At 71.7% G+C, this 24690-nt stretch carries 33 protein-coding genes; 5 read left to right on the top strand and 28 right to left on the bottom strand.

Annotated elements, in window-relative coordinates; all coding sequences use genetic code 11:
- Nucleotides 1-476: 476 nt before the first annotated feature.
- Nucleotides 477-3224 (top strand): Helicase associated domain protein, encoded by a 2748-nt coding sequence (locus AB0O82_RS32785; RefSeq protein WP_363587734.1) that lies wholly within the window; start codon nt 477-479, stop codon nt 3222-3224.
- Nucleotides 3225-3300: 76 nt separating this feature from the next.
- Here AB0O82_RS32785 and AB0O82_RS32780 read toward each other — a convergent pair whose 3' ends face one another.
- Nucleotides 3301-3519, bottom strand: a complete 219-nt coding sequence (locus AB0O82_RS32780) for a hypothetical protein (RefSeq protein WP_363587732.1) — start codon at nt 3517-3519, stop codon at nt 3301-3303.
- Between the two features lie 171 nt (nt 3520-3690).
- Here AB0O82_RS32780 and AB0O82_RS32775 point away from each other — a divergent pair, with 171 nt between their 5' ends.
- Both AB0O82_RS32775 and AB0O82_RS32770 read left to right on the top strand, forming a co-directional pair.
- Nucleotides 3691-4836 carry a ParA family protein gene (locus AB0O82_RS32775; RefSeq protein WP_363587730.1) on the top strand — a complete coding sequence of 382 codons (1146 nt, stop codon included), beginning with the start codon at nt 3691-3693 and terminating at the stop codon, nt 4834-4836.
- The gene (locus AB0O82_RS32770) at nt 4833-5906 is read left to right on the top strand and encodes a hypothetical protein (protein ID WP_363587728.1); all 1074 of its coding nucleotides are present in this window, start codon (nt 4833-4835) and stop codon (nt 5904-5906) included. The genes AB0O82_RS32775 and AB0O82_RS32770 overlap by 4 nt, the downstream gene beginning before the upstream one ends.
- Before the next feature lie 66 nt (nt 5907-5972).
- On the opposite strand, the gene AB0O82_RS32765 is transcribed toward AB0O82_RS32770, so the two are convergent.
- From AB0O82_RS32765 to AB0O82_RS32635, 27 genes are all read right to left on the bottom strand, one after another.
- A complete protein-coding gene (locus tag AB0O82_RS32765; RefSeq protein ID WP_363587726.1) occupies nt 5973-6485 on the bottom strand; it encodes a hypothetical protein in 513 nt (170 codons plus the stop codon).
- Nucleotides 6486-6499: 14 nt separating this feature from the next.
- On the bottom strand, nt 6500-6742 hold the full coding sequence (locus AB0O82_RS32760; RefSeq protein WP_363587724.1) for a hypothetical protein: 243 nt from the start codon (nt 6740-6742) through the stop codon (nt 6500-6502).
- A gap of 91 nt (nt 6743-6833) precedes the next feature.
- Nucleotides 6834-7397 (bottom strand): hypothetical protein, encoded by a 564-nt coding sequence (locus AB0O82_RS32755; RefSeq protein WP_363587722.1) that lies wholly within the window; start codon nt 7395-7397, stop codon nt 6834-6836.
- Nucleotides 7394-7789 (bottom strand): WhiB family transcriptional regulator, encoded by a 396-nt coding sequence (locus AB0O82_RS32750; RefSeq protein WP_363587720.1) that lies wholly within the window; start codon nt 7787-7789, stop codon nt 7394-7396. The genes AB0O82_RS32755 and AB0O82_RS32750 overlap by 4 nt, the downstream gene beginning before the upstream one ends.
- Nucleotides 7786-8070 carry a hypothetical protein gene (locus AB0O82_RS32745; RefSeq protein ID WP_363587719.1) on the bottom strand — a complete coding sequence of 95 codons (285 nt, stop codon included), beginning with the start codon at nt 8068-8070 and terminating at the stop codon, nt 7786-7788. Before AB0O82_RS32745 ends, AB0O82_RS32750 begins: the two co-directional genes overlap by 4 nt.
- Before the next feature lie 408 nt (nt 8071-8478).
- Complete coding sequence (locus AB0O82_RS32740) at nt 8479-8970, bottom strand: hypothetical protein (RefSeq protein WP_363587717.1); 492 nt, start codon at nt 8968-8970, stop codon at nt 8479-8481.
- Between the two features lie 127 nt (nt 8971-9097).
- Nucleotides 9098-9535 carry an NUDIX hydrolase gene (locus AB0O82_RS32735; RefSeq protein ID WP_363587715.1) on the bottom strand — a complete coding sequence of 146 codons (438 nt, stop codon included), beginning with the start codon at nt 9533-9535 and terminating at the stop codon, nt 9098-9100.
- Between the two features lie 112 nt (nt 9536-9647).
- Complete coding sequence (locus AB0O82_RS32730) at nt 9648-10247, bottom strand: hypothetical protein (protein ID WP_363587713.1); 600 nt, start codon at nt 10245-10247, stop codon at nt 9648-9650.
- An 80-nt stretch (nt 10248-10327) separates the two neighbouring features.
- A complete protein-coding gene (locus tag AB0O82_RS32725) occupies nt 10328-10792 on the bottom strand; it encodes a hypothetical protein (RefSeq protein WP_363587711.1) in 465 nt (154 codons plus the stop codon).
- 124 nt (nt 10793-10916) lie between these two features.
- The gene (locus AB0O82_RS32720; protein ID WP_363587709.1) at nt 10917-11288 is read right to left on the bottom strand and encodes an OB-fold nucleic acid binding domain-containing protein; all 372 of its coding nucleotides are present in this window, start codon (nt 11286-11288) and stop codon (nt 10917-10919) included.
- Nucleotides 11289-11327: 39 nt separating this feature from the next.
- Nucleotides 11328-12533: a DNA polymerase III subunit beta gene (gene dnaN / locus AB0O82_RS32715; RefSeq protein WP_363587707.1), complete on the bottom strand. Its 1206-nt coding sequence runs from the start codon at nt 12531-12533 to the stop codon at nt 11328-11330.
- 34 nt (nt 12534-12567) lie between these two features.
- Nucleotides 12568-12963 (bottom strand): RRQRL motif-containing zinc-binding protein, encoded by a 396-nt coding sequence (locus AB0O82_RS32710; protein ID WP_363587705.1) that lies wholly within the window; start codon nt 12961-12963, stop codon nt 12568-12570.
- Nucleotides 12964-12972: 9 nt separating this feature from the next.
- A complete protein-coding gene (locus AB0O82_RS32705) occupies nt 12973-13320 on the bottom strand; it encodes a hypothetical protein (protein WP_363587703.1) in 348 nt (115 codons plus the stop codon).
- A gap of 81 nt (nt 13321-13401) precedes the next feature.
- Complete coding sequence (locus AB0O82_RS32700; protein ID WP_363587701.1) at nt 13402-13722, bottom strand: hypothetical protein; 321 nt, start codon at nt 13720-13722, stop codon at nt 13402-13404.
- A gap of 108 nt (nt 13723-13830) precedes the next feature.
- The gene (locus AB0O82_RS32695; RefSeq protein ID WP_363587699.1) at nt 13831-14388 is read right to left on the bottom strand and encodes a hypothetical protein; all 558 of its coding nucleotides are present in this window, start codon (nt 14386-14388) and stop codon (nt 13831-13833) included.
- 121 nt (nt 14389-14509) lie between these two features.
- Complete coding sequence (locus tag AB0O82_RS32690) at nt 14510-16786, bottom strand: hypothetical protein (protein ID WP_363587698.1); 2277 nt, start codon at nt 16784-16786, stop codon at nt 14510-14512.
- Nucleotides 16787-16965: 179 nt separating this feature from the next.
- Nucleotides 16966-19035, bottom strand: coding sequence for a hypothetical protein (locus AB0O82_RS32685; protein ID WP_363587696.1), 2070 nt, complete (start codon nt 19033-19035; stop codon nt 16966-16968).
- Complete coding sequence (locus AB0O82_RS32680) at nt 19035-19493, bottom strand: hypothetical protein (RefSeq protein ID WP_363587694.1); 459 nt, start codon at nt 19491-19493, stop codon at nt 19035-19037. Before AB0O82_RS32680 ends, AB0O82_RS32685 begins: the two co-directional genes overlap by 1 nt.
- Nucleotides 19494-19617: 124 nt before the next feature.
- Nucleotides 19618-19824 (bottom strand): hypothetical protein, encoded by a 207-nt coding sequence (locus AB0O82_RS32675; protein ID WP_363587692.1) that lies wholly within the window; start codon nt 19822-19824, stop codon nt 19618-19620.
- Between the two features lie 107 nt (nt 19825-19931).
- On the bottom strand, nt 19932-20147 hold the full coding sequence (locus AB0O82_RS32670) for a hypothetical protein (RefSeq protein WP_363587690.1): 216 nt from the start codon (nt 20145-20147) through the stop codon (nt 19932-19934).
- The gene (locus tag AB0O82_RS32665) at nt 20147-20416 is read right to left on the bottom strand and encodes a hypothetical protein (RefSeq protein WP_363587688.1); all 270 of its coding nucleotides are present in this window, start codon (nt 20414-20416) and stop codon (nt 20147-20149) included. The genes AB0O82_RS32670 and AB0O82_RS32665 overlap by 1 nt, the downstream gene beginning before the upstream one ends.
- The gene (locus tag AB0O82_RS32660) at nt 20413-20595 is read right to left on the bottom strand and encodes a hypothetical protein (RefSeq protein ID WP_363587686.1); all 183 of its coding nucleotides are present in this window, start codon (nt 20593-20595) and stop codon (nt 20413-20415) included. The genes AB0O82_RS32665 and AB0O82_RS32660 overlap by 4 nt, the downstream gene beginning before the upstream one ends.
- A 59-nt stretch (nt 20596-20654) precedes the next feature.
- Nucleotides 20655-21239: a hypothetical protein gene (locus AB0O82_RS32655; RefSeq protein ID WP_363587684.1), complete on the bottom strand. Its 585-nt coding sequence runs from the start codon at nt 21237-21239 to the stop codon at nt 20655-20657.
- A gap of 123 nt (nt 21240-21362) precedes the next feature.
- On the bottom strand, nt 21363-21527 hold the full coding sequence (locus tag AB0O82_RS32650; RefSeq protein ID WP_363587683.1) for a hypothetical protein: 165 nt from the start codon (nt 21525-21527) through the stop codon (nt 21363-21365).
- Between the two features lie 106 nt (nt 21528-21633).
- On the bottom strand, nt 21634-21795 hold the full coding sequence (locus AB0O82_RS32645) for a hypothetical protein (RefSeq protein WP_363587681.1): 162 nt from the start codon (nt 21793-21795) through the stop codon (nt 21634-21636).
- 5 nt (nt 21796-21800) lie between these two features.
- Complete coding sequence (locus tag AB0O82_RS32640) at nt 21801-22226, bottom strand: WhiB family transcriptional regulator (RefSeq protein ID WP_363587679.1); 426 nt, start codon at nt 22224-22226, stop codon at nt 21801-21803.
- Nucleotides 22226-22768 (bottom strand): hypothetical protein, encoded by a 543-nt coding sequence (locus AB0O82_RS32635; protein ID WP_363587677.1) that lies wholly within the window; start codon nt 22766-22768, stop codon nt 22226-22228. The genes AB0O82_RS32640 and AB0O82_RS32635 overlap by 1 nt, the downstream gene beginning before the upstream one ends.
- Before the next feature lie 443 nt (nt 22769-23211).
- Here AB0O82_RS32635 and AB0O82_RS32630 point away from each other — a divergent pair, with 443 nt between their 5' ends.
- Both AB0O82_RS32630 and AB0O82_RS32625 read left to right on the top strand, forming a co-directional pair.
- Complete coding sequence (locus tag AB0O82_RS32630) at nt 23212-24006, top strand: GntR family transcriptional regulator (protein ID WP_363587675.1); 795 nt, start codon at nt 23212-23214, stop codon at nt 24004-24006.
- On the top strand, nt 24003-24578 hold the full coding sequence (locus tag AB0O82_RS32625; RefSeq protein WP_363587673.1) for a GNAT family N-acetyltransferase: 576 nt from the start codon (nt 24003-24005) through the stop codon (nt 24576-24578). The genes AB0O82_RS32630 and AB0O82_RS32625 overlap by 4 nt, the downstream gene beginning before the upstream one ends.
- Nucleotides 24579-24690 lie beyond the last annotated feature (112 nt).

Here is a 24690-nt window from a genome sequence, read left to right as displayed (position 1 = left end):
CGGGCGGGTCCACCGAGGACGAACTGGTCGAGATGCTGGTCGACCGGGGCGTGGCGGGCATCGTCTTCGTCTCCGGGCTGCACGCCGACTCCACCCGCGGGGCGGGTCCCTCGGGCCTTCGGCCCTTCGTTCGCGATCGGCCGTTGGCCGATCGGCGGACCCGCTCCGCGTGTCCGTGCCCCGGCTTTGCCGGGGCGGCCGGCGCTTCGCGCGCGGCCTCGGACTGCTCCGCTTCGCTCCGACAGTCCGCAGTGGCTGACCTCTCATCATGGGCTTGAACTGGTCTTTTGGCTGATCTCACTACAGGCTGACTGGGAGTCAGGGGCGGGCCAGCCTTTTGGGCGCGGGCCGTCGGGTCACTCGTTCGGGCGTATCGAGCAGTTGGGACTGACGGCGAGTGGTCGGGTGCGCTACCCTGGCAGGGTGACTCTCCAGAGTGCGTGTATCAAGTCTAGCAGCTCCAGTAGATTGGAGCCATGGGAGACCGCATCCCCGCTCCGATGCTTCTCCGGGACCGACCGAAGCCGAATAGGTGTGGGTCCAGCCTGATTCTCCCGCGTGAATGCGCTTCGCTCATTCTAGGGGACGGTATCGCAAAGAACGGCCCGGCTGTATCAGAATTCCGGGCTTCAGGTTTTGGAATGGGGCCGGAGTCCCGGTCCGCGAGAAGACTGAGGGGAACGCACGTGAAGGTCGTCAAGCCGGAGACGGTGGCCACTGTGGAGATGGCCGGGGTGGAGCTGCGGGCGCACCAGGTGGAGGCGGTGGACGCCATCGTGCGGGGCCTGACGCCCCGTCCGGGAGGTGAGGGGCCGGCCTGCGTCCGGGGGCAGGTCGTCATGGCCTGCGGTACCGGCAAGAGCTTCGTGGGGGCGGTGTCCGCGCAGCGTCTGGCGCCGCGCGGGCGGGTGATCGTGGTGGTGCCGACGCTGGAGCTGGTGGCCCAGATGATCGGGTCCTGGCGGGAGGCCGGGCGGGGCGGGACGATGATCGCGGTGTGCTCGCTGGATGAGGCTGACCTGCCGTTGGGCGTGCGGGCGACCACCAATCCGGTCCGGTTGGCGTGGTGGCTGAGCGAGGCCGGCGAGCAGGAGCCGGTGACGGTGTTCTGCACCTACACCTCGGCCGGGGTCATCGCGGACGCGCACGACCTGGAGGTGGGGTACATCCAGCCTCCGGGGCGGTGGGACCTGATGGTCTGCGATGAGGCGCACCGGTCTTCGGGGGAGGCTCAGAAGGCGTGGGGGATCGTGCACCTGGACCACAGGATCCCGGCGGCCGGGCGGTTGTACATGACGGCGACGCCGCGGGCGTACGAGCCGCCGGCCTTCCGGGGTCGCCCTGACGCCTTCCAGCCGCTCAAGGGCGAACTCGTCTTCTCCATGGACGATTTCGACCTGTACGGGCCTGTTCTTTATCGCCTCTCGCTGGCGACCGCGGTGGACATGGAGCTGTTGGCGCCGTTCCAAATCCTGGTGCTGGAGCTGCTTGATCCCACGTCACACCCCGATCAGGCCGGGCGGGTGCCGATCCCGATGGGCGTCGGCGCGGGGGACGGCTCGGGCGAGGAGGGCGTGCGGCCGGCCCGCGTGGCGGCCGTCCAGGCCGCGCTGCTCAAGGCGGCCGAGGAGAACAACTTGAGCAAGGTGATTACGTTCCACAATCGCACCCTGGAAGCGCGCTATTTCGCCGAGACGCTTTCCCAGACGGCGGAGCGTCTGCACCGCGAGAAGCCGGAGCACTACCCGGCTTCGGTGTGGTCGGATTGGCTCTGCGGCGAGCATGAGGCAGAGTACCGGAAGTCCCTCATCGCGGAATTTGGTGCGGAGCTGGATTCCGATGGAAAGCCGATGGGACGGGCCATTATGGCGAATTGTCGAGTTCTGGGGGAGGGAATTGATATCCCGGCGGTAGACGCTGTGGCCCTGATCGACCCGCGCGGGAGCATGGTCGACATCGTCCAGGCGGTCGGCCGGGCACTGCGGAAGAAGCCCGGGGAGGGGAAGCTCGCGAGCCTGATCGTGCCGATCTTCCTGGGCCAGGGCGAGGAGCCGGGGGACCTGCTCACGTCCCGGTCGTACGGTCCGCTGATCCGCGTATTGGCCGCGCTGCGGGCCCACGACTCCGACCTGGTGGAGCAGCTGGCGGTGCCGCAGAAGTCCGGCAAGCGCACCAAGGGCCGCTCGGTGGCGCACCGCGAGGGCCTGGGTGCCGGCGGCGCGGGCGAGGGCGAGGAGGGGGCGTTCACGCTGCCGGTGAAGTTCACCGAGCCGATCGGCGCGGACGCCCTGGCGCTGTTCGTCCAGGTACGGGTTCTGTCGCCGCAGTCGCTGCTCTGGCGGCGGGGCCTGGAGGCCGCGCGGGCCTGGTTCGAGGAGCACGACGACCTGGTGGTCCCGGTGACCTGGGTGACCGAGGACAAGTTCCCGTTGGGGCAGTGGATCGCTGATCAGCGCCGCGAGTTCGCCGCCGGCCGCATGGTGGGCTTCCGCGTCGACCAGCTGGACGAGATGGGCATGGTCTGGTCGATGCACGAGCTGGCCTTCGAGACCGGGCTGGAGTACGCGGCCGCCTGGGCGGCCGAGCACGGGGGCAGCCTGGCCGCTCCCCTGGCCGCGGCCCAGGGCGGCTACCTGGTGGGCCGCTGGCTCTCCACACAGCGCTCTGCGGCCGGTCTGGAGCGCGGGCAGGCCGGTGCGCTGATGGACTCCCGCCGGGCCGCGCTGGAAGCCATCGACCCCCACTGGTGCCCGGCCTGGCCGATCCCGTGGCAGCGCCTCTACACCGCGGCGCGGCTGTACGCCGAGGAGTCCAGCGGGACGGTGAACTGGGTGGAGGAGATGGCCGACCACGTCACCTTCCAGGGCGAGGCGCTCGGCCGGTGGGTGCTGGCGCAGCGGGCCGGCTGGGCCGAGCTGACGGACGGGCAGCGCGAGCTCCTGGACGCCATCGGCATCGGGCCGGACGAAGCAGCGGTCGCGGCGCGGGCGGCGAAGGCACCGAAGCGCAGCAACGCGCAGCGCTTCGCGGACGGCCTGGCCGCCGCGCGGGCCTTCGTCGAGCGTGAGGGTCACCTGCGTGTCCCGCGCCCGCACAAGGAGCCCCTGGGCGAGGCGCTGGTCAGTCTGGGCACCTGGGTCCACAACGCCCGTGCGCGGCGCGCGAAGCTGACCGAGGAGCAGGTCGCCGAGCTCGATCAGCTCGGCATGGTCTGGGGCGGCTGACCCCGCTGTCGGATACGCCGCTGGCCCGATCCCTCTGCGGGGTCGGGCCAGCGGCGTATCCGGCGGTACTGGGCACCTACTCGCGGTCGGCCATGACATCGCGGACGTCGTCCCGCAGTCCGTTGACCTCGGAGCGGACGGCGTCGACGTCGAAGCCAGTCTCCAGCACCGCCTCGGTCAAGGCGAGCAAGGCCAGGGTGATCGCCCGATGGCCCGGATCGGTGACCTTCTCCACCGCGACCTTCGCCTGCCCCGCGTACTCCTTGGCCCAGTCGAGATGCTGCCGCTTTGCCACAACGCCCCCTTCGATCTCCGTATTGGTCTTCGACGCTACGTCAGTTGGCGCTCCATCTGGGTAAGTTCGCGAGTTTGTACCGAGCCTCTTCGCCGCTGGCACCGGTTCGAGCCGGGACACGCCGGGGGGCGGTGGGAGATCCCCTGGGGCGGAGCAGGTAATTTGCTCGGTATGACCATCTCAATCCCTGGCGAGCAACGCGAAAAGTTGCTTGTCAACATCACACCGCAGCTTCGCCGGAGACTGAAGGTCCGGTCGGCTGAGTGCGGAATGAACGTGCAGGACGCCGCAGAGCACGCCGTAAGCCGCTGGTACGAGACACCAGCTACCGAGACGGTGGAGACGACGGGCGCCAGGAGCTGGGGCGTGATGCTTCCGGGCGGCGGCCCGGAACGGTTCGCAGCAGAGTGCGCGACCCGGAGCATCACCAAGGTGCAGGGCTTCGCCCAGGCGGTCGAGCTGTGGCTGGAGGCCCACCCTTCGCCGGCGACCCCTCTGATAGCGCAGCCGGCGCAGCGCATCCTGGTGGCCAACCAGAAGGGCGGGGTGGGGAAGACCTTCGTGGCGAGCGGGCTGGCCCAGGCGCTGGCCGAGCTCGGCTATCGGGTCCTACTCATCGACTACGACCCGCAGGGGCACCTGACCTCCCGCCTCGGCCTGGATGGCATCGAGGACGGCGACGACAGCCTGCTGACCCACATGCTGGGCAAGAGCAAGCGCGACATCCGCGACCTGCTGATCGCCTTGGACGAGGAGCGATTCGGGCAGCGGCTGCACGTCCTGCCCGCCTGCGATGACGCCTTCCTGCTGGAGGCCGAGCTCGCGGTGATGCGTCACGGCCGGGACACCTGCCTGGAGCGGGCCCTGGAGAGCGTCGAACCGGACTACGACGTCATCATCCTGGACGGCCCCCCGAGCCTTGGCCTGGGCATGGACGTCGCCATCAACTTCGTCCGCCGGCGGGACGGCGAGCGGGCCAACCGGTCCGGCGTCCTCATCCCTGTCTGGGCCGACCAGTCCAGCCACAAGGCTTATCGGATGCTGAACCGCCAGATCGAAGCCGCCGTCGAGCTGAACCGCGTGACGATCGACCAGCTCGGTCTGGTCGTCAACGCCTACGACGCGCGCCGGGGCGCCACGGTCACCAAGAACTTCGACCTCTGGAAGGAGCGCTCCAACCCCTCGGTGATCGCGGTGTTCAAGGACCTCAAGGAGGGACGCGAGTCCGCGGACTACGCCATCCCTCTGCTCGACTACGCCCCCGACAGTGACCTCGCGCAGGCTATGCGCGACCTTGCCCTGGAGCTCTGCGCATGAGCAGCCGCACCCGACGTCCCGCCGAGTTCCCCCAGCATCGCGAGCCGCCCAAGGTGAAGACCCGGGCCGAAAAGGTCGCCGAGTTCGAGCTTCGCCAGGCGCAGGGCCAGTCTTCCGATGGCCAGCCCGAGCAGGGCCCGGTGGCGTCCGATGTCTCTCCCGTGCAGGCCGCGCTTGCCCTGGTGGAGATGGACCCGGAGGGCGTGGGCCAGGCCGTCATCGGCACCGACCCGCGGGCCGCGGCCATCGTCGCGGCGCGGCTGGACCCGGGCGCGGCCGTCGCTGCGGTGGCTGCCCTGGGCAACGCGCTTCCCGACCCATCCGAACTGGACGCGGTGGCCGAGGATGACAATTCGGAGCTGACGGAGGATCAGGTTCGACTGCGGGCCGCGTGCGACGGAGCGATCGAGGCGGCGCAGGGCGCGGCGGACGCCTCGGTGTGGACGATCGGCCGGGCTCTGGACGTGATGGCCAAGCAGCGACTGCACCGCAAGTCGCATCCGACGTTGGACGCCTATGTGCAGGACAAGGTCGGCAAGAAGTACCGGCAGACGAAGCGCTGGCGCGACGGGTGGCCCCTGGCCAATGCGGCGGTTGCGATGTGTCCAATTGGACACATCGCGCCGAACGAGGGCCAGGTGCGGGAACTGCTGGGGGCCGAGGAGAAGCACAGCCGGGAAGTGGCCGCCGAGCTGTATGCCGCAGTGGTAGCTGAAGCCGGCCAACAGGGCGCTCGTGTCACTGCCGTGATGGTGGCTGCCGCACGTGACGCACTACCGGACGCGCTCCCGCAGGATCGTGGGTCTGCCATGCAGGAGGCAGCTCAGGAAGCCGTACGCGCCAGTCTTCAGCAGGCGGGATCCACGAAGCCGCAGAAGGCCCGGAAGAAGGCTGCCTCTGTCCCTCCGGCCCGCAAGGAGCAGCAGTCCGGGGCTCCGGCGATGCCGTGGGGTGATCCGCTGGCGGTGTACCGGCTGCTGTTCGAGCACATGCCGGATCATCTGGATGACCTGACCGACCTCTTGGTCGAGAGGCTGCACCCGGACCAGGTAGCGGCTGCTGTCGGTTAGGCGCTGAAACGACGAAGAGCCCGTCCGGCTGATGCCGGGCGGGCTCTTCGTCTTTGGTGGGTCTGGTCAGTCGCTTGCGCCGGCCTGGTAGGTGGCGATGACGCCACCCAGGAGGTCGATGTCGCGGGCCTGGCCGATGAAGCGGCCGCCCCTGTCCCACAGGTGCCACCAGGTCCCGTCGGCGGGGGTGGTGACACTGGCGCAGATGTAGGGGCCGTACGGCAGCACCTGGTGGACGGTGGCGCTCGCGGGCATCGGCTCGTCGGCCGGGTCCTCCACGGTGGCGAGGCCGGCGGCGACCAGGAGCAGCTGCGGCTCGTCGGGGGTGGGGAGGTGGAGGTGGCCGGTGACCTGGACGTAGGTGCCGGCGGGGTAGGCGGCGGCGTAGTGGGCGCCGTCGCTGTCGTCGTCGCCGAGGCGCGGGTCGGGCAGCAGGCAGGTGATGAGGGAGTAGTCGCCCTGGTCGTCGGCGAGGGGGAGCAGCAGGCGCCAGCGCAGGACGGTGTGGCCGTCGGGGGCGGTGGACAGGCGCGGGCTCTCCTGGAGGTAGCCGTCCAGGGTGAGGTGCTGGGTGGTCATCGTGGTCCCTCGGGTCAGGCGGCCTGGGCGGCGGCGGGGGTTGTCGTGTGGGTGGCGGCGTGCTTGGCGCGGTCATCGTCGGCGAGGAGGCGCAGGTACTTGGTGCTGGTCCAGCCGCAGGAGCAGGTGGCTTTGTAGCCGGTGCGGCCGGTGCAGGGGTCGGCCGGGTCCTTCGGCTTGCCGCGGCTGTTGACCTTGTGGTCGCAGGTACTGCCGTCGGCGTGGACAGGGATGGTGCGCAGGGTGCGTCGGGCCATGGTCTGGGTGCTCCTCGGAGATGGGGCGGCGTCTGCACCCGGATGTGTCCAATTGGACAGATCCGGGTGCAGACGCCGGGGTGGTGGAGGGTCAGGCCGTGGCGGCGGTGCGGGCCTGGTGGTAGGCGTCGGCGACCGTGCGGGTGACGGAGCCGTGCTGGTTGCAGGGGACGCCGGCCTGCTTGGCCCAGGCGCGCAGTTGCTGCGGGGTGGGGTCGGCGGGCCAGGGGCCGGTGTAGTCGGCGGCCTGCGTGGGGGTGCCGGCGCGGGCCTGGCGCAGCTTGGTCCGCGCGGCGGTCAGCTGCTCCTCGAGGTGGCGGACTTCGGCCTCGGCTGCGGTGACGGCCTGGTCGCCGTCGCGGCGGGTGCGCAGCTGGGCGAGGCTCTCCCTGATGCGGCCGGCCTGGCCGCGCACGCCCTTGGCGGGGTGCTTCTCGGCCCAGGCGAGCAGGGCCTCGATCGAGTCGGCGGCCGGGCCGGTCGGGGTGGCCTTCGGCTTCACGACGACGTCCAGGTTGGGCCCGGCGGGCTGCTCGGCCAAGGTGACGGCCGCGGCGATCTGGTGCTCGGTCAGGCCGGTGGCGGCGGTGATCTCGATGACCGGCTTGCCGTCGCGGTACATCTCGGTGGCGGTGTCGATGGTCGCGGTGGTCATCCCTGCTCCTCCGGAGTGGCGGTGGCGGCGTTCTTCTTGAAGCGGCGCAGCGCGTTGCGGCGCTCGCCGGCCGTGAGTCCGGCCCAGATGGCCTCGCCCGCGAGCGTGGGGTTGGCGAGGGCCCAGGCGAGGCATGCGGTGCGGGTGCCGATCCGGCAGCCGTCGCACAGGCGCTTGGCCTCGGCGGTGCGCTCCTCGGCCTGGGCGCCCTCGGGCCAGAACGTCTCGGGGTCGACGTCGGCGCGGCGGCACGGCTCGTCGCCGCGCAGCGCCGGGTAGGGGACGTCGGCGTTGGCGGGCTGGAGCTTGGGGGCGCCGCCCGTGCTGGCGGGCTTGGTGTGGCCGTGGCCGGGCCGGGTGATGCCGATCGGGCCGCGGCGGGTGGCGGTCACCGCCGGGCCGCCGGGACGAAGCGGCGGAAGCGGTCGTGGCCGAGCCGGGTGTCCGCGGCGACGACTGGGGCGAGGAGCTGCTGGAGGGCACTGGAGGGGGCGGGACGCTCGGTGGTGGCGGGCTGGCCGCAGGACCAGCAGTCGGCCTCCTGGCCGGACCAGGTGGTGTCGCAGGGGGTGCACAGGAAGTGCCGGGCGCCGAAGCGGCGGGGCAGGCGCGGCAGGCGGGCCGGGCGGCGGTCGGTGACGGGGTGGGGACGCGGGCGGGTGTGACGGGCCATGATGGTGGGACTCCCTCATCTGATGGTGGGCGAGTTGGTGGGGCGGCTGCCGGGCCTGGAAGCGTTGGCAGCCGCCCCGCGTCATGCCTGGGTGCTGGTGGTCCAGGGGAGGGCGAGGCCGTCGCCGGCCGCGCGGGGGACCAGGTGGATGTGCAGGTGCCAGATCGTGGCCGAGGCTTCGGCGCCGATGCTGGCGATCAGGTTGCAGGGGCCGGCCTTCTGGGCGAGCTCGGCGGCGCGCGCTGGGCGCCGTGCGGGACGGGGCTGCCCGGGGTGACGGGGTAGCGCTGAGGAGTCGTCACGGTGTTCTCCTGGCGGTCGTGGTGTCGGCCGGTCGGCCGCGCCGCGCACCAGTCCGCGGCCCCGAGACCGGGGCGGGGCTGGTGGGCAGCGTCAGTGACCGGACGGTCAGGCGGCTGCGATGAGTGCGGCAGCGGTTTCCCAGCCGTGGTGCCAGGCTTGGTCAAGCTCGAACGACCCGCAGATCGGCGAGAGGCGCTGGTAGAACGCGCTCTTGCCCGTTGCGTCGGCAAGGCGGCGCAAGGGCTCACGCCTGTCCGCGATGTAGTGGGTGGAGAGCGACAGGGCCAGGGCTGCGGCGACTCGGCTGGGCTTAAGACGCAGGCCCAGCAGGCGCGAGCCGATCAGGAGCGCGCCGGCCTGGGTGGCGGTGTAGGTCAGGCAATGGTGTGCGCAAGCGAGCTGGCCCTGGCGGGTGCCATGCACGGTTTGAGCGCCGGTCTGCTCGTCACGGTCGATGACGGGGCTGGTGTCGGTGGCGCCCTTGATGCGAGCGCAGGTGTCGGTCTGGACCCACATATCGCCGATCCCCGCAGCCGCCCGCAGGAGGGCGTAGGCGGCGGCGAAGCGGGCGGCACGGTCGGTGGTGGCGGCGTTCATGGGTTAGTGCCTCCAGGACTCAGTGATCTGTCGGCCGGGCGGCCGCGCCGCGCACCACGGCGCTCCGCCCCCGCGGCCTGGCTGGCCGGGTGGGCGGAGTGCGGTGGTGGGCAGCGTCAGTGCCCGGTCAGACCGCGCTGTCGGCTGGTGCTCCCTTGAGGGCGGTGGCGAGGATGGCGGCGTGGTCGAACGCCAGCTGCTGCGGGAGGTCGTTCCACTTCCACCAGCGGGCGGTGCGGGCGTCGTCCCCGGCGGTGGCCGTGGTGGTGTCGGGGACGACGGCGAGGTAGGCGACGGTGACGTACCGGCCGCGCGGGTCGCGGCCGGGCTGGTCCCAGACGCCGAGCTGGAGCAGGCCGGCGGCGTCCACGCGGATGCCGGTCTCCTCTTCCAGCTCGCGGGCGGCGGCGGCCCGGCTGGTCTCGCCAGGGTCGACGTGGCCGCCCGGAAGGGCCCAGGCGCCCTCGAAGGGCGCCCAGCCGCGCTCGATCAGCAGGACCCGGCCGTCCGGGGTGGTGGCGACGACGTCGGCGGTGTAGCGGATGGTCTCGAAGGTCTCGGACATCTGGGCTCTTCTCTGTGTGGTGGTGCCGGCCGGGCGGCCGCGCCGCGCACCAGTCCGCGGCCCCGGGGCCGGGGCGGGGGCGGGGCTGGTGGGCAGCGTCAGTGACCGGACGTCAGCTGGTGGCGGGCGGGGCGCTGGAGTAGGCGGGCCAGGATGCGAGGGCGAGCAGGAGCGCAGCGATTCCGGCTGCGGTCCAGCGGCTGCCGGGGTCGGTGCCGGCCCAGACGGTGGCAGTCGTCACGGTGGCCCAGACGGACCAGGCGACGGCCCGGCCGGTCAGGCCGGTGCGGCGGGTCGCGCCCACCCACAGGAGCACGCCGGCCACCCACCAGCCAGTGAAGAGGGTGCCGGGCGCGAACGGGATCGAGGCCGAGTGCCCGGCGAGGTAGTGCGTGATGGGGTCGCTGACGACGTGCATCAGGCGGTCGGCCTGCTCCCACGGGCGGGTGGTCTGGGCCCAGTGGACGCTGCCGCGGCCGATGCGCAGGGCGAGGCCGAGCAGGGCGCCGAGCAGGGAGGCAGCGGCCCAGCCGACGCCAAGGACCAGGGCGACGGTGCCGAAGGCCGCCGCGGTGATGCCGAAGACGGTGGTGGTCTTGGCGGGGGTGCTCATGCCGTGCCATTCGATGCGGACGAAGCGGTCGACGTCGTCCAGGAACTCGCGGGCCGACTTGTACCAGGTGGGCTCGGGCTTGGCGGGCACGGTGGTCATGAGGTGCTGTCCTTCCGGGATGTGGTGGGCCCGGCCGCGCGCTGCGGCCGGGCCCGGAGGTGGCGGGGTCGGGTGAGGCGTCAGGTGGTGGGCTCCGACGGGCGCGACATCTGCGGCTGGGCCCACGGGTCGTCGGGGGCGGTCCGCAGCTCGTGGTCCGTGGGGAGGGTGATCTCGAAGGTGAAGTCCGGTGAGGCGTCGGAGTCAGAGTCGGGGTCCGCGTCGGCGTCCGCGCAGGACCAGGAGCAGTAGCGGCCCAGGACGCCGGTGCCGTAGTAGGGGGCGCCGTCCAGCGCGCACTCCGACTCGACCTCGTCCGGCCAGTCGCCGGGGCCGTCCTCCTCGTCCTCGGGGATGGTGAGGACGAACTCCGGCTCGATCGGGGCCAGGGTCTCGGGGGCGGGCTGCGGCTCGGGCAGGTAGATGCCGAGCAGGTCGTCGCCCGGGTCGTACGGGGGTGGCGGCGGGGGCTGGTTTCCTCGCAGGCGGGTGGCCAGGTCAAGCAGAGGTTGGAGGAAGCGGCGGGGGATGGCGGGGTGGGTCACGGGTTCTCCGGAGTCGTGGGGTCCTGGGTGCTGCGGTCGGGTGACCGGGCAGCCACGCCGGTCCCGGCGTCCCGCACCGCTGGGCGCGGTGCGGGGTCCGGGGCCGGCGGCAGCCGACCGGGTGTCAGATGCTGATGGCCTTGGGGGCGGTGATGTTGAGCGCCTGCGCGGCGGTGCCGGTGAGCGTCAGCGTCACCAGTTCGCGGGTGGCCTTGCGGCTGGCGAACTGGACGATGGCGGCCAGGACGTGGTCCGCGGACTCGATGCGGCCGGTGGCGACGGCGTACATGCCGACGCCGAGGTAGCCGAGGGCGTCGGGGCCGCCGGTGCAGCCCTCCTTGACGGTCACCTCCACCGAGCCGGACTCGTCGGTGAGGGTGAAGCGGACAGCGGTGCCGGAGCTGGTGGCCATGCGGGCCCGCTCGGTCACGATGCCGTCGACCGTGGCCATCGAGTGGGCCGGGGAGGTGGCGAGGCGGGTCAGGTTGTCGGTCATGGTTGGACTCCTTGTGTTGGTGTGGTGGGTGGTGGCGGATCAGCCGTCGATGCGGACGGGCATCAGGACGTGCTGGTAGGACTCGGTGGCCTCGCCGGTGCGGCCCACGATGCGGGCGGGCTTGTGCGGGTGGCCGAACTCGATCTGCACCTCGGTGGTGCCGGGCGACTTGAGGGCGTCGACCAGGTAGCCGGGGTTGAAGGCGATGACGTAGGTGCCGTCCTCGCGGGTGCCGTCGGCTTCGCCGTCGGCGTCGGCGGGGATGCGGTCGAGCGCCTGGGCGTCGTCCCCGGATCCGGCCTCGATCAGCAGCTCGCCGTCGGTCACGAACAGCCGGACCGGGGTGTTGCGGGCGGCGACCAGGGCGACGCGCTGCACCGCGGCGACCGCTTCGACCGCCTGCATGGTGACCGTCAGCGTGCGCCCGGAGCCCATCAGCGCGTCGACCTTCGGGAACTCGTGGGTATCCAGGAGCCGAGTCATGTATGAGCGGCCGCCGGGAACCGACAGGCCGAAGAGGCCGTCGGACCAGTGCAGGCGCAGGACGTGTTCGCCGTCGAGCGCGCGGGCGGCGTCGGCCAGGGTCTTGCCGGGGATCAGCGCGGTGTTCACCTCGGCGACCGCGGCGTCCACCGCCTGGTCGTCAGCGCCCTTGCGGCGCTTCTTCTTCGCGGCGGTGGGCAGCGTGCCGGACGGGTGGACGGTGATCTCGCGCCGGGCCACTCGGTAGCGGTCGGTGGCGGCCAGGACCAGCTGCTCGCCGTCCATCCGCAGCTGAATGCCGGTGAGGACGGGCAGGGTGTCGTCGCGGCCGACGGCGACGGCGACCTGGCCGACGGCCTCGGCGAAGGCGTCGGCGCCCAGGGAGGCGACGACCTCCGGCATGTCGGGCAGGGTCGGGTACTCGTCCTCGGGCAGCGTGGGCAGGGTGAACCGCGCGCTTCCGCAGGACAGGATCAGCCGGGCGCCGGCGAGCTCGAAGTCGACCTCGCCCGCCTTGGGGAGCTTGCCGCAGATGTCGTTGAGGAGGCGGCCGGAGATCAGCACCTGGCCGCCGTCGGCGATCTCGGCCGCCACGGTGGAGGTCGTGTAGACCTCTCCATCGCTGGCCGACAGGCTCAGGCCCTCGGGGCCGGTGGTCAGCAGCATGCCGTGCATGACGGGGAGGGGGTGGCGGGAGGGCAGGGCCTTGGCGGTGTAGGTGACGGCCTCGGCGAGGACGTCGGCGTGGGCGCGGAGCTTCACGGGAGTGCCTTTCTGCAGGCGGTGTGAGGTGTGGTCAGGCGGCCAGCACGGCGAGGATGGCGAGCTGCTCGCGCTCCTGGTGGTCGAGTTCGGAGCAGGGCAGGCAGCAGCCGAGCGAGCGCGGCACGCAGTACTCGTAGGTGGTGCGGCAGACCTTGCAGGTGCGCCGGGCCAGGTGGGCCTTGGCGAGGGCCGCGCGTCGGGCCGGGGTCATCGGGCGGACCGGCTTGGCGGCGGCGACGCGGTAGAGGTAGGCGACGCGCTGGCCGTTGCGGCAGAACATCTGCGCGACGACGTCTTGGCCGCCGGGGCGCAGGCCGAGCTTGCGGAGCTGGCGGCGGGTGGCGAGGCCGTCGGGCGCGTAGCGCCAGGGGTAGGTGGGCGTTCCGCCGTGGTGCTCGCCGCTCGGATCGAGGTCGACGGCGCGCACGGCGGGCCGTCAGTCGGTCTCGCCGGGGTGTTCCGGCTCGTCGTCGAAGAGCTGGTAGCAGTCGGGGTAGTTGTAGTCGGTCTCCAGGGCCAGGGCGCCGTCCCAGTGGGCCCACTTCAGCGGGAGTTCCTGGGTGCCGTCCCAGCCGGGGACGAGGATCAGCACGGGCGCGTGGTCGGGCAGGTCCGCCAGGAGCTCGCGCAGCTCGCCGACCGCGATGCGGGCGGTGCGCGGGGAGGCGCCGGGCAGGTGGCCGATGGTCGTGGCCGGCGTCTGGCCGGGCGGGGGCGCGGTGGTGCCGGGGTTGGTGGGGGCGGGGATCGTGATGGCGGTGACGGGTGCGGTGTCGGTGGTCACGGCTTCCTCCTTGCGGCCGGGCGGCCGGCCCCGTCACCAGGCGCCCGCTGGGGCGTGCTGGTGGCGAGGCCGGGCGACCGGTCAGCAGCTGAGCCGGATGTCCTCGGCCGCGACGTCGGCGACGTTGATGCAGTCGAGCGCCCGGGAGAGGAACGCCGGCTGGGCGGACGGCTCGGCGTGCAGGGCGTCGTTGAGGTACATCGCGGCCTGGCCCAGCTCCTCGCTCCAGTCGTGGAAGGTGAAGATGGAGAGGTTGTCGGCGGCGCTCTGGACGAGCTCGGTGAAGCGCTCGGGGGTGAAGCCGCCGTCGGGGATCTGGATGGCGGTGTCGTCGTCGCTGCTGGCGAGGTAGGCGATGTCCTTGGAGTAGCGGCGGATCAGGGTGTCGAAGGTGGTGGCCATGGTGACGTCCTTTCGCTGCGGTTCGGCCGGGCGGCCGGCCCCGTCGCCAGCACGCCCGTCGGCCGCGGTGCGGCGGGGGTGTGCTGGCGGCGAGGCGGACCGCCCGGGTCAGCGGCGGGGCCGGCGCTGGCGGGGCATCCGGACGCGTTTTCCGGCGACGGCCTGGACGTCGATGTTGATGCGGTTGTTGACCTTGCCGCTGCCGCCGGCGGCGCCGAGGGCGCGCAGCAGGACGACGCCGCCGAAGAGGATGCCGGCGAGCATGGCGAGGGTCTGGAGGACGGCGGCCGCGGCGATGAGGGCCTGGAGCAGGACGTACAGGCCGAAGGCGGCGCCGCCGAGGGCGCCGGCCGCGAGCACGAACTTGACCAGGCCCGGGGTGAGGTAGTCGGCCAGGGTCGGCGCGTACTCGTACTCGACCGGGGCGGGCTGCTGCGGCGTCGGGTAGTAGGGCGGGGCCTGCTGGTAGGCGACCGGCTGGGGCGGGGTGGCCGCGAAGTGGATGAGCTGGCCGTCGGGGCCGATCGCGGTCAGCATGCCGGAGGCCGGCATCGGGGCGGCGCCGGTCGGCAGGATCACGTACCCGGAGTTGAACGGGATGTTCGGCTGGGGGAGGAGTTGGGCGTTCTGGTGGTTCGGCTGCTCGGGGATGTAGGGGTGCGACATGATGGTGGTCCTTCCGGCTGGTTCGGGAGGTGCTGGCCGGTGGTTGAGACCGGTCGGTCCGGCGGCCCCTGGGTGCTTTCTTCATCCAGGGGCCGCTGGCGTTGTCGGGTTGTCAGCTCGGTTACGCGGAGTGCAGGTTGCGCGGCGGAGCGAGGTGGGGTTCCCGGAGCTCGATGGCGTCCCGGATGCGCTGGACGGTCGGGCGGGAGATCGCCGCGTCGGCGAGCCCGGCGCTCACGAGCGCGTCGCGCATCTCGGTCCACTGCGGGCGGCGCTTGAGAGCGTCGTACAGCGGGCGCACGCACGCCTGGCGGGAGAGCGCGAGCGCCTCGTCGCTCATGGCGCTCGCGTCGTGAGCGGGCACTGCCGCCGGGGCGCTCGCGGGCAGTGCGGGATGAGCGCTCACTGTCCCCCCACCTGCGATGATCGCGCGCTCATGCGAGCGTTCGCCGTGAGCGCCCTGTGCGGGGATCAGCTCGCCGAGAGCGCCGGGCTCGATGCCGGGACCTTCGGGTGAGCGCGGGGGGATCTGGTCGTGAGCGCCGCCGCTCTCCTCCGTGAGCGCTCCCTGATCGCCGGTCGCCGCAGCGGGTGCGGGGTGAGCGTCGGTGCCGTGGTCCATGAGCGCGTGGACTCGCCAGATGACGATCGGCACGACCATCGCGAGCGGGACGGCCAGGCCCCACTCCACCCGCCACGTTCCGTCACCGGTCTGGTGGACGCCGAGAAGGTGGAGCTCGGCGAGGAGCGCGGCGATCTGGCACAGGAGCATCACCAGGAGCGAGGTGACGATCTCCCTGCGGGCCTTGGCCCGGGTGGCTGCGATGACCCACACGTCGATGCAGACCGCGAGCAGCCAGGCCACCCGGTAGTCGACGCCGGCCATCACGGCCAGGTGGTGCTCGCCGTTTCCGGCGTACACCACCCCGGACCACAGGACGATCCGCGGCAGGAGCCTGGGGACTGCGAACTCCAGCCACCACCGCCACGCCTTGCGGACCTTGCCCTGCCGTCGGGCGGCCTCGGCGGCCTCACGGCGCTTCTGCTCGGCGCGCAGCGCGGCCAGGTCTTCCTGGGCCTGGTGGACGCGCTGCTCGGCCTCGCGGGCGCCAGCCTCGGCGGTGGTGCGGATCAGGTCCGCCTCACTCTTGGCCAGGTTGACGAGCCGTTCGGCCTCGGCCTCGGCCCGCCCTCGTGCCGAGGCCGCCTTGCGGGCCTCCTCGGCGACCAGGCGCTCGGCCTCCTGCCGCAGCTGCTTGACCGCTTCGTGGCCCCGCTCGCGCAGGCCGGCGGCCTGCCGTGCGGCCTGCTCCCGCAGTTCCTCGGTCTCGGCCTCGGTCTGCTCGCGCAGCCGGTCGGCCTCGGCCTGCGCCTGCTCCCGGATCTCGTCGGCCTCGGCGCGGGCCGAGTTCTCCAGGCGCTGGCGCAGCTCCTCGGCCTGCTGGCGCAGTTCCTGGGCCTCGGCTTCGGTGCGCTCCGCCATCTCCAGGGCCGCCTTGGTGGCGGTGGAGCGGATCCGCTCGGCGTCGGTGGCGGCGTCGGCGCGGGCCTTGTCAGCGGCGGCCAGGGCGTCGCGGCATGCCTGGTCGGCCAGTGCCCGACGGCCTGCCAGTTCCGTCTCGGCGTCGGCCTGGTAGCGGTCGACCCTGCTGCGGGTGCGGGCCAGCTGCTCGGCGGCGTCCTGGAGCTGCTCGGTGACCTCGGCGAGGTCGGCGGCGGCCTTGCGGCGGATCTGCCGGGCCTCCTCCTCGGCCTCCCGCTTGGTCCGGTCGGCGTCGTCGGCGGCACCGGCGATGATCTGCTCGGCCACCTTGCCGGCCGTCTGCGCGGCCTCGGCGGCGATGTCGGCCGCCACCGCGCGGGCCTGCTCCTGGGCTGCGGCAACGTGCTTGCGGGCGTCGTCGGCAGCGTCGGCCCGGACCTGGTCGGCGAGCTTCTCAGCGTCGGCGAGGACCTGCCGGGCGTGCTCGGCGGCGTCCTCGGTCAGCCGGTTCGCCTCGGTGCGGGCGCTGTCGGTGGCCTGCTCGCGCAGCTCCTGGGCGGCCTGCTCGGCGCCAGCGAGGATGCTGGCGACGCGCTCCTTGGCGTCGGCCAGCAGCTGCGCCGCGCTCTCGTCTGCGGCCCGGGTCAGGCCGTCGGCTTCCTCGGCCGCGACGGCGCCGGCGCGCTCCAGGAGGGCGGCTGCGTCGTCGGTGGCGAGGTCGCGGATGTCGGCGGCGCGGTCCCTGGCGTCGGCCAGAACCGGGTCTGCGGCGGGGCGTCCCGCCGGGGTCTCGGGGTCGCCGGCGGGGGTCGGGAGTGCGGCCGGGGCGGGCTTCTTGCGGGGGGTGGGGGGCTTGGCGGGGGCCGCCTTGCGGGCGGCCGCGGCGCGCCGGGTCGGGGTCCGGGTGGTGCTCACTGGTTACCTTCCGTGAGTGTTCGCGGGGGTGTTCGGCGAACAGTTCGCCAGGGACTTTTCGGTGCATTTCGGTCTGTCCGGTGCCGTACACCCGGGAATTCCCTTAAGGCCCCGGGGCCGCGCACTGTTCGGTGTTCGCCGCACAGAACGCGGGCCCCGAGTGTCACCATGAGTGACCGTCAGGTGAGGTCGGTCAGGGGCGAGCGGAGGATGTCGTAGCTGCCCTGACTGGTCTCCTCGTCGCGGGCGATGACCTTCGCGGCGGTCATCTTCTTGATCCACCGGTTGAACTTGGCGCGGCCGTTGCCCTCGATCAGCAGCCAGATGTCCTTGAGGTCGGAGGGCCCGAACTGGGTGCGGCCCTCGCGGATCCACCGGTCGAGCATCTGCTCCATCCGGGCCTCGCCCTCCTCGGTAGTGATCTGCTCGTCGCCGCCGGGGTGGCCGAGCTCGATCGCGCCATCGTCGCCGGGCTCCTCCACCTCGCTGTCGATGGTGAGGTGGTCGAACTCGCCCGGCTCCGGGTCCAGCGTGGTGATCGCGTCGAACATCTCGGTCAGCTCCTCCACCTCGTTGCGGGCCATCTCCTCGTCCATGTCCTCGATCTCCTCGATCTCCGGGGGCGCCTTCTGCAGCGTGACCACCGCGCCGTCGACCTGGCCGGGCAGCAGCGGGGTGTCGTACGTGGTGCGGTTGGCGTAGACGGCGCCGGCCGCCGTGGCGGTGACCTCGTCCAGCGGGGTGCGCCACTGGGCGCCGTCGGTGACGGCGTTGGCGAGCATCTCCGCCGTGGCGAAGGGGCCGCGCATGATGTTGGCCCAGCGCTCCTCGGCGGTGCCCAGACCGGCCAGGTAGGCGTAGCCGGGCTTCTTGGCACCCCATCCCGGGGAGGCTCCGGCCTCGATGACGTCGCCGGGCAGGACGAAGCCGGCGTCGCTGGCGTCCTGGAGGCCGAAGCACATCCCGCTGCCGTGGTTGGCGCGGGCGTCGGTGCTGATGTTGGTGTAGGTGGCGCGCTGGAGCGAGGTGACGATCCAGATGCCCGCCGAGCGGGCGGTGCGCAGCAGGTGGTCGTAGGCGGCCGAGTCGGAGGCGAAGTCGGCGGCCTCCTCGCCCCAGATGACCAGGAAGTTGATGCCGCAGCCGGGCCGCCAGGAGGCCAGGCCCTTGGAGGCGAGGTAGTTGGTGCGGGCGGTGATGACGTTCTTGAGGAGCTTGAAGAACTGCTTGGCCTTGGCCTCTTCGGTGATGAACCAGTCGATGCCGTGGCGCAGCGGGCCGAAGTCCTGCATGGCCTTGGTGGTGTTGAGGTACCAGACGGAGACCTCGGTGCGGGTGAGGATGTCGGCGACGATCGCCCGGCCCCACTGGGTCTTGCCGGCGCCGGTCATGCCCATCACCAGGAGGTGCTTGACGACGCCGTCCTCCAGGGCGGTGATGTCGATCTCGACGTCCTCGCCGTCGTCGTAGCGGCCGGCCCAGATGCGGGCGGCGGCGATCGACTGGCCGGGGGCGGTGGGGCCGCCCCAGCCGACGCCGGACACCAGGAGGTCGGCGACCTGGGCGCGGACGTAGACCTTGGCGGAGTCTTCCGGGTCGACGACCGCGGTCATCCGGCCCCGGCCCAGGCGCAGGACGGAGGCGAGCTGGGGGATCTTGCGGGCGAAGTCCTCCCCGGCTGCGCCTTCCTGCGCCACGAGGGTGACCGCGACGGTGCCCTTGCCGTTGGTGGTGGGTTCGCCCTCCACCTCGAACTTCGCGAGGCCGACGGCGTCTTCGACCTTGGCCCACTTGGCGCCCTTGGTGGTGGCGGTTTCCTTGCCTCCGCCGACCAGGCGGTGAATGTTGTTGGCCAGGCCGAGCACGAGTCCGCCGATCGCCCAGGCCGACAGCGACTGGGCGTTGAGGCCGGCCATCACGGTGAGGGTGGTGCCGGCGGTGATGGCGCTCGCGTTGGCGGTGTAGAGCTGCTTCTTGTTGGCGGGCAGCTTGGTGCCGAGCTTGAGCATGTAGCGGGTCAGGCCGTAGCCGCTGCCGGCGGTGGCGAGGACCGCGACGGACATGGTGGCCGGGTTCCCGGCGACCAGGCCGTGCGCGATGGCGGAGACCGTCATCGCGCCGGGGGCCATCGCCCAGGGCGCGACCCAGGGGGCCCAGCCCGGGGCCTGGCCCTCTTCGCGGCCGGCCGCGTTGCGGGTGGAGGTGCGGGGGGCGGTGTAGCGCTCGTTGCGGCGGGGTCGGCGTGCCATCAGGCGGCCCTGCCCTTGCCGTTGGTCTCAGTGATGGTGAAGCCGTCGGCCTTGTTGCGCTCGCCCTTGGCCTTGGCCTCGATCTCGGGCTTGACGAAGTGCTTGATGTAGGAGGAGTACATCTTGATCCCGGCCAGGCCGAAGATCTTGACGGCCTCGGCGCCGAGCTTGAGGTGGGCGCCGACCAGCTTGCCGCGGACCTTCGACTGGACGCCGAAGGTGAACCAGCGGCCCTTGTAGCGGCCCAGGATCGCGGCGATCACATCCGCGTCCATGGACATCCGCATGTAGAGCTCCAGGCCGATCTGCCGGGTGAGCTTGGCGTAGCGCATCAGGTCCTCGGAGGTCTTGAACTCGATCTTCGTGATCTCGGTGACCAGCTGCGGCAGGTTGCCGATGTCGGTCGGGGAGGCCGGCGGGAGCTTCGAGCCGGAGTCGGTGGGCAGGGTGTCGGCCACGACGTGGTCCTTCCAGAACGGGTGAGTGTGGGCGGGACGCTGCGGGCGTCTTCACCGGCCACCGATCCGCGCCACGCCCGAGTGGGCGGGCCGGGCCGGGGGCCAGTGGAATCGACCGCAGAGGTCAGTGCTTGGTGCTGCTGGCACTGGAGGAGTGCGACAGCTGGTCAGCGGTGTTCTTGATCACGGAGCCGACCGGAGTGAGCGCGAGCATGAACCCGGTTGCCAGGACGATGAATGCCTGCCAGGCGCGGACCTCGTCCTGACGGACGAGCATCGCGGTGACGACACCACCGACGAGCAGGGCGCAGACGAGCACGGTGACGGTCATGACACCCCCTTTGAAGGAGTAGTTGGGCGGGTGGGGCACCGGTCCGGTGCTCCCCGATCCCCCCGCACCGCGCGGTGGCGCGGGGGTGACGGGCAACAACGGGACGGTCAGGCCGGGGTGACGCCCTGCCAGCGGCCGGAGCGCACGCCCTCGTGGATGACCACCGTGATGTGGCGGGTGCAGCGCGAGCAGCGGGCGTGGAAGGTGACGTCGACCCGGCTGCTGAACCGGCGAAGGCGACGTTCGGTGTAGCGGACCGAGTCGGAGCGGAACTTCTCCGATCCGCAGGAGCAGCGGATGACGGCCTGGCGGCGGCCGGCCATCACCGCACCGCGCCGGACAGGCCGGCCAGGAACAGCTCGCTGACGCGCGCCTGGACCCAGGCGCGGTCGGCGCCCAGCTCGTCCAGGACGATCCGCAGCGCTGCGCCTTCCTCGCGCAGCGCTCCCTCGATCGCCCCGGCGAGCGTCAGGGCCGCGTGGCTCTGCTGGTGGGCGGCGCGCTCCTGGACGAGTTCGTCGGCCAGGGCGAGGAACTGGGCCGAGTGCCCGCGCAGGGTGCGCAGTTCGTCGGCGGAGACGACGCGGATCACAGCGCGACCTCCGTCCCGGTCGGCTCCTGGTCGGCCGGGGCGGTGCGGGGGCCGGCGGTGATGACGGTGTCGCCGATTCGGATCTCGTCGTCGCCGAAGGCGATCGTCCCGCTGAAGTCGCGGCCCTGGACGAGGATCGCCCCGGGCGGGAGCGTGCCGTTGAACTCGTTGATGACCATCAGGAATCTCCAGAGGTGTGCGGGTGGGAAGGGCTGCTGCTGCGTGGCGCGGCCGGCGGTCAGGCGCGGGTGACGGCCATCTGGATGACCGTGAGCGCGATGTCGACGGCCTCACTCCAGGCGGTCAGGTCCTTGCGCGAGCCGGTGGCCGTCCTGGCGTCGTAGCCATCGGTCAGGTCCGCCAGCACCTCGCGGGCGTTGCGGCGGGCCTCGGCCGGGTAGAGGTGGTCGATGCTGGTCAGGTTGGCCATCAGGGCGCGGATGCCGGTGGCGATCTGCTCGGCGAGCTGCTGGAGCGCCTCGCTGTTGGCGCTGAGCTCGCTCGGGCGGGCGATCGTCGTGGTGATCCGCAGCAGCGTGCGCTCGGCGAGCTCCTCGGCCAGGACCACCAGGCCGGCCCGGCCCAGCGCGTTCTCGGCCCGCTCCTCCAGTTCGGCGATCCGCAGCGGCGCGACGACGTCGTCGGCCTCGGCCGCGTGCAGCTCGCGCGCCGCCTGGACCCGGGCGGCCTGACTGCCGATGCGCTGGTTGCGCCGGGCGAGGCGGTTCTGCGGGGCGTCGAGCCAGCGGCCGAGCTCGCTGAGCGCGGTCAGCGACTCGGCGGTGGTGTCGATGTGGTCGGTCATCCAGGCGGGGAGAGCCATCGGCTGTCCTCTCTATGTAGGGGAGCGGTGCGGGTGCCGTCGGGCACCGTCGAACACCGCCGCTCTGGGATGCGGGCGGCGGCGAACGACAACCAACCGACGGGCTGCCGGCGCGAGTCCGGATCAGGTGCTGCTCGCGGGCCGGGAGGGCTGGGGGTCGCGGGCCGGGGCGGCCTGCGCGGGGGTGCGGTGGACGACGCGGGCCTGGCGCTCCCGGGCGAAGCGGAGCAGGAGGTCCATGTCAGTGGCGACGGAGTCGGCGACCGGCCGCTGCTGGTGGTCGGTCACCGGCCACCGCCGATCAGCAGGCCGACGGCCAGGAAGAGGAAGAACGCGACGCCGAGTCCGGTGACGATCAGGATCAGCGCCCCGGCCGGGTCGAAGTCTCGGCTGCTCACCCGGCACCCCCGCCGAGGTGCTGGGCCACGAGGCCGGCGAGCTGCTGGGCGTGCTGGACCGTGGTCTCCACCTGGCGGTACAGGTCGTGACTGGGCATCGACTGCGGCGCCGGGGCGGGCTGCGGCGCGGGCGCCGGCTGCGCGTTGGTGTCGGCCATCGCGATCACCCGGCCAGCGGTGGCAGGGTGGCCAGCGCGGCCTGCGCCAGCCGCGGCGCGGCGTACACGGTCCGGTGCATCTGCCGGGCGAGCTGGTGGGCCAGACCGTTGCTGACCCTCCGCCTGTCGAGCAGCTGCTTGCGCTGCGCCGCGGTCATCCCGCCGGACACGCCCCACTGGGCGCCGGGGCCGGCAGCGAGCTGCTGCGCAAGGCAGGTGGTGCGCTGGGCGAGCGGGCAGCTGGCGCAGATCTCCAGCGCGACCAGCTCGGCGTTGTTCGGGTAGAGCGGGGAGGCGGAGTCCTTCGGCGGGAAGAACAGGTCGGGGTCGACGCCCTTGCAGGCCCCGGAGGCGGGCGGTTCGGCGGCACTGCTGGTCGCGGTGGCGGTGGCGCCCGTCATCGGGCGGGCGGCGAAGTGGAGGACGGTCATCAGGCCACCTCCGCGAGCTCGCCGTTGCCGTAGCGGCGGGTGCCGTCCGCGCAGCGCACGACGTACCGGGCGGCCGCGCAGCGGGTGCTGGAGAACGGCGACCAGGTGGCGACCTTCTTGGCCACGTCCGGGGTGCGCTGCTCGTCGGTGAGGTCGGGCTCCTGGTCGCCGGGCAGCTCGTTCAGCTCACGCACGGCGCGGAAGTCGTCGGTGCCAGCGAGCGCAGCGGCCTCGGCCGCGTACACCTCGGCGCTGTCCACCAGGTTGAGCCAGAAGTACTCGCTGCCCTTGCCGCCGACCGCGAGGAGAGCGTCCGCGCCGGCAGTCAGGAGCTGCTCCCACTCCACGGTGCTGATCTCGCCGGTCCAGCGCAGGGGCTGAGTGCCGGTCAGCTCAGCCAGGTGCTGCGCGACAGCGCGACGCCGACGCTCGACGCCCTTGGCCTCCCGGATCCACGCGCCAGCGCTGCGGCTGGTGGTGTCGGCGATCTGGCCGGCGCGCTTGCGACCGGTCGTGGCTGCAACGGTCTTTCGGACGGCCAAACGGCCGGTCCCGGAAGGGGCGGTGTGCTGCTCAGCGGCGGTTTCGGGCAGGATGGACACGCGGATCACTCCCATGCAGGTGGGTGGTGGTTCGAAGTGGCCTCGGAGCGTGGACAAGACGCCCCGAGGCTGCGCCCGTTTCGGGCGCATTTTGGGCAGTGCAAATTAGGCCCTAATCGGGCCTTCTCGCTTTCCCGGCGGCGCCGGTTCGGCTTCTGTCCGTACTGTACGTACAGAACTCCGGGCACTGCAAGCCTTCTGTACGTACAGATTTGACGACCCATCAAAACCGCAGGTCAGGAGGCCGCAGCAGCCACGAAATCACCCATCGGGCGCCCCGGCCCCACCCCTCGACACCCCCGGCGAGACCCCAGGGGGAGACGAGAACCCATCGACGCGCTATCTTCTGTACGTACAGAACAACACGGACGGAAGGGTTGCTGGTGCCAGCTGACAACAAGGCCCGCTGGGAGATCGTCTACGACGATCTCCGGCGGCAGATCGACCAGCACAAGCTGGCAGCTGGGGACCAGGTGCCCGGTGAACTTCAGCTCGCCGAGCTGCACGACGTCAGCCGAGACACCGTGAGGAACGCACTGCGACGGCTCCAGCAGGAGGGGCTGGTGACGGAGGGCAAAGGCCGGCTTGGACGCACCGTCCGCGAGTGGAAGCCGTTGGTCTACCGCCCGCAGTCGGAGTTCAGGAAGAAGCCGCCCACAGTCGACATCTTCACCAACTTGCTGGCGCAGGAAGGCCGCGAAGGTACCCAGACGATCGAGGTGGACGTCGTCCTCCCCGATGAGCTGATCCGACAGCGTCTGCAGCTCAACGAGAACGAGCCGGTGGCAGTGCGACGTCGAACCAGCTATGTCGACGGCCGACCGTACGCCACAGACGACTCGTACGTGGCCCACCGAATCGTGGAGGGGTCCGAGTGGATGCTGCCGGCCAGCATCGAGCGCGGAACCAACCAGGTGTTGGCCGAGCTCGGGCACAAATTGGTGGAAGCGCTCGACGAGATCTATCCCCGGATGCCACGACGGCCGGAGGTTGAGCGGCTGTCCCTGCCGACTGGCACGCCCATCGCAGAGTTGATCAGTACTGCCCATGACGAGGACGGGCAGCCAATCCAGGTGACCGTCTGCCTGCTGCCTGGTGATCGCCACGTCATCGTCTACGAACGCAGAAGAGTCGAGGAATCAACCGAGGAAGCGACAGCAGAGGAGGCTGCCGAATGATCATCACGCGCGCTGGGATCGAGGACCTGCCTCGGCTGATGCGCTTCCGGACTGACACGGCCGCCTGGCTGGCCACGCTCGGAAGCGACCAGTGGTCGACGTCGTTCCCAGGTGACCACATAGCTCGCAGCATCGAGGCCGGCGAGGTCTTCGTCGTGCGGGAGACCCCGACGGCCGACCTTGCCGCAACCATCACTCTCGACACGGCGGCTGACCCGCTGCTCTGGACACCAGAAGAGCGGAAGGTTGGCTCGCTGTACGTACACAAGCTCACGATCGACCGGCAGCACGCTGGTGTGAACCTTGGCGCGCGCCTTCTCAACTGGGCCGGAGACCAGGCGTTCCACCGCGGCGCTAAGTGGCTGCGGCTGGATGCGTGGACCAGCAACGTCCGTCTGCACCAGTACTACGTGGAGCAGGGGTTCACGCACATTCGCACCGTGCTCGACCCTGAGGTCGGGGGGTCCGGCTGGGTCGCGCAACGCCCGGCTGCCCTGGCAGATCATGGATTCGTCGGCCTTGCCGATACTTCCAGCCTGTCTGTGGACCGGCTCCCCGTCAGCGGTGCGTAACCGCCGACCCATCAACTCGATCACTGGTCTCCCCTTCCATCCCGTGCTGACTTCTCAATCACAGCGGGCCGGGCGATCCAGGACCATCGCATCTGCATGGTGAGATCCGTAC

Source organism: Kitasatospora sp. NPDC088264, assembly GCF_040685715.1.
Taxonomy (GTDB): Bacteria; Actinomycetota; Actinomycetes; order Streptomycetales; family Streptomycetaceae; genus Kitasatospora.
The sequence above is the reverse complement of the archived record's forward strand: the minus strand, read 5'-3'. Positions and strand labels throughout refer to the sequence as shown.

What these genes read in the sequence shown, in the direction of transcription:
- AB0O82_RS32785 (WP_363587734.1), top strand. Translation starts at nt 477, where the DNA reads ATGGGAGACCGCATCCCCGCTCCGATGCTTCTCCGGGACCGACCGAAG.
- AB0O82_RS32775 (WP_363587730.1), top strand. Translation starts at nt 3,691, where the DNA reads ATGACCATCTCAATCCCTGGCGAGCAACGCGAAAAGTTGCTTGTCAAC.
- AB0O82_RS32770 (WP_363587728.1), top strand. Translation starts at nt 4,833, where the DNA reads ATGAGCAGCCGCACCCGACGTCCCGCCGAGTTCCCCCAGCATCGCGAG.
- AB0O82_RS32765 (WP_363587726.1), bottom strand. Translation starts at nt 6,485, where the DNA reads ATGACCACCCAGCACCTCACCCTGGACGGCTACCTCCAGGAGAGCCCG.
- AB0O82_RS32760 (WP_363587724.1), bottom strand. Translation starts at nt 6,742, where the DNA reads ATGGCCCGACGCACCCTGCGCACCATCCCTGTCCACGCCGACGGCAGT.
- AB0O82_RS32755 (WP_363587722.1), bottom strand. Translation starts at nt 7,397, where the DNA reads ATGACCACCGCGACCATCGACACCGCCACCGAGATGTACCGCGACGGC.
- AB0O82_RS32745 (WP_363587719.1), bottom strand. Translation starts at nt 8,070, where the DNA reads ATGGCCCGTCACACCCGCCCGCGTCCCCACCCCGTCACCGACCGCCGC.
- AB0O82_RS32740 (WP_363587717.1), bottom strand. Translation starts at nt 8,970, where the DNA reads ATGAACGCCGCCACCACCGACCGTGCCGCCCGCTTCGCCGCCGCCTAC.
- AB0O82_RS32735 (WP_363587715.1), bottom strand. Translation starts at nt 9,535, where the DNA reads ATGTCCGAGACCTTCGAGACCATCCGCTACACCGCCGACGTCGTCGCC.
- AB0O82_RS32730 (WP_363587713.1), bottom strand. Translation starts at nt 10,247, where the DNA reads ATGACCACCGTGCCCGCCAAGCCCGAGCCCACCTGGTACAAGTCGGCC.
- AB0O82_RS32720 (WP_363587709.1), bottom strand. Translation starts at nt 11,288, where the DNA reads ATGACCGACAACCTGACCCGCCTCGCCACCTCCCCGGCCCACTCGATG.
- AB0O82_RS32700 (WP_363587701.1), bottom strand. Translation starts at nt 13,722, where the DNA reads ATGGCCACCACCTTCGACACCCTGATCCGCCGCTACTCCAAGGACATC.
- AB0O82_RS32695 (WP_363587699.1), bottom strand. Translation starts at nt 14,388, where the DNA reads ATGTCGCACCCCTACATCCCCGAGCAGCCGAACCACCAGAACGCCCAA.
- AB0O82_RS32685 (WP_363587696.1), bottom strand. Translation starts at nt 19,035, where the DNA reads ATGGCACGCCGACCCCGCCGCAACGAGCGCTACACCGCCCCCCGCACC.
- AB0O82_RS32675 (WP_363587692.1), bottom strand. Translation starts at nt 19,824, where the DNA reads ATGACCGTCACCGTGCTCGTCTGCGCCCTGCTCGTCGGTGGTGTCGTC.
- AB0O82_RS32670 (WP_363587690.1), bottom strand. Translation starts at nt 20,147, where the DNA reads ATGGCCGGCCGCCGCCAGGCCGTCATCCGCTGCTCCTGCGGATCGGAG.
- AB0O82_RS32660 (WP_363587686.1), bottom strand. Translation starts at nt 20,595, where the DNA reads ATGGTCATCAACGAGTTCAACGGCACGCTCCCGCCCGGGGCGATCCTC.
- AB0O82_RS32655 (WP_363587684.1), bottom strand. Translation starts at nt 21,239, where the DNA reads ATGGCTCTCCCCGCCTGGATGACCGACCACATCGACACCACCGCCGAG.
- AB0O82_RS32645 (WP_363587681.1), bottom strand. Translation starts at nt 21,795, where the DNA reads ATGGCCGACACCAACGCGCAGCCGGCGCCCGCGCCGCAGCCCGCCCCG.
- AB0O82_RS32640 (WP_363587679.1), bottom strand. Translation starts at nt 22,226, where the DNA reads ATGACCGTCCTCCACTTCGCCGCCCGCCCGATGACGGGCGCCACCGCC.
- AB0O82_RS32625 (WP_363587673.1), top strand. Translation starts at nt 24,003, where the DNA reads ATGATCATCACGCGCGCTGGGATCGAGGACCTGCCTCGGCTGATGCGC.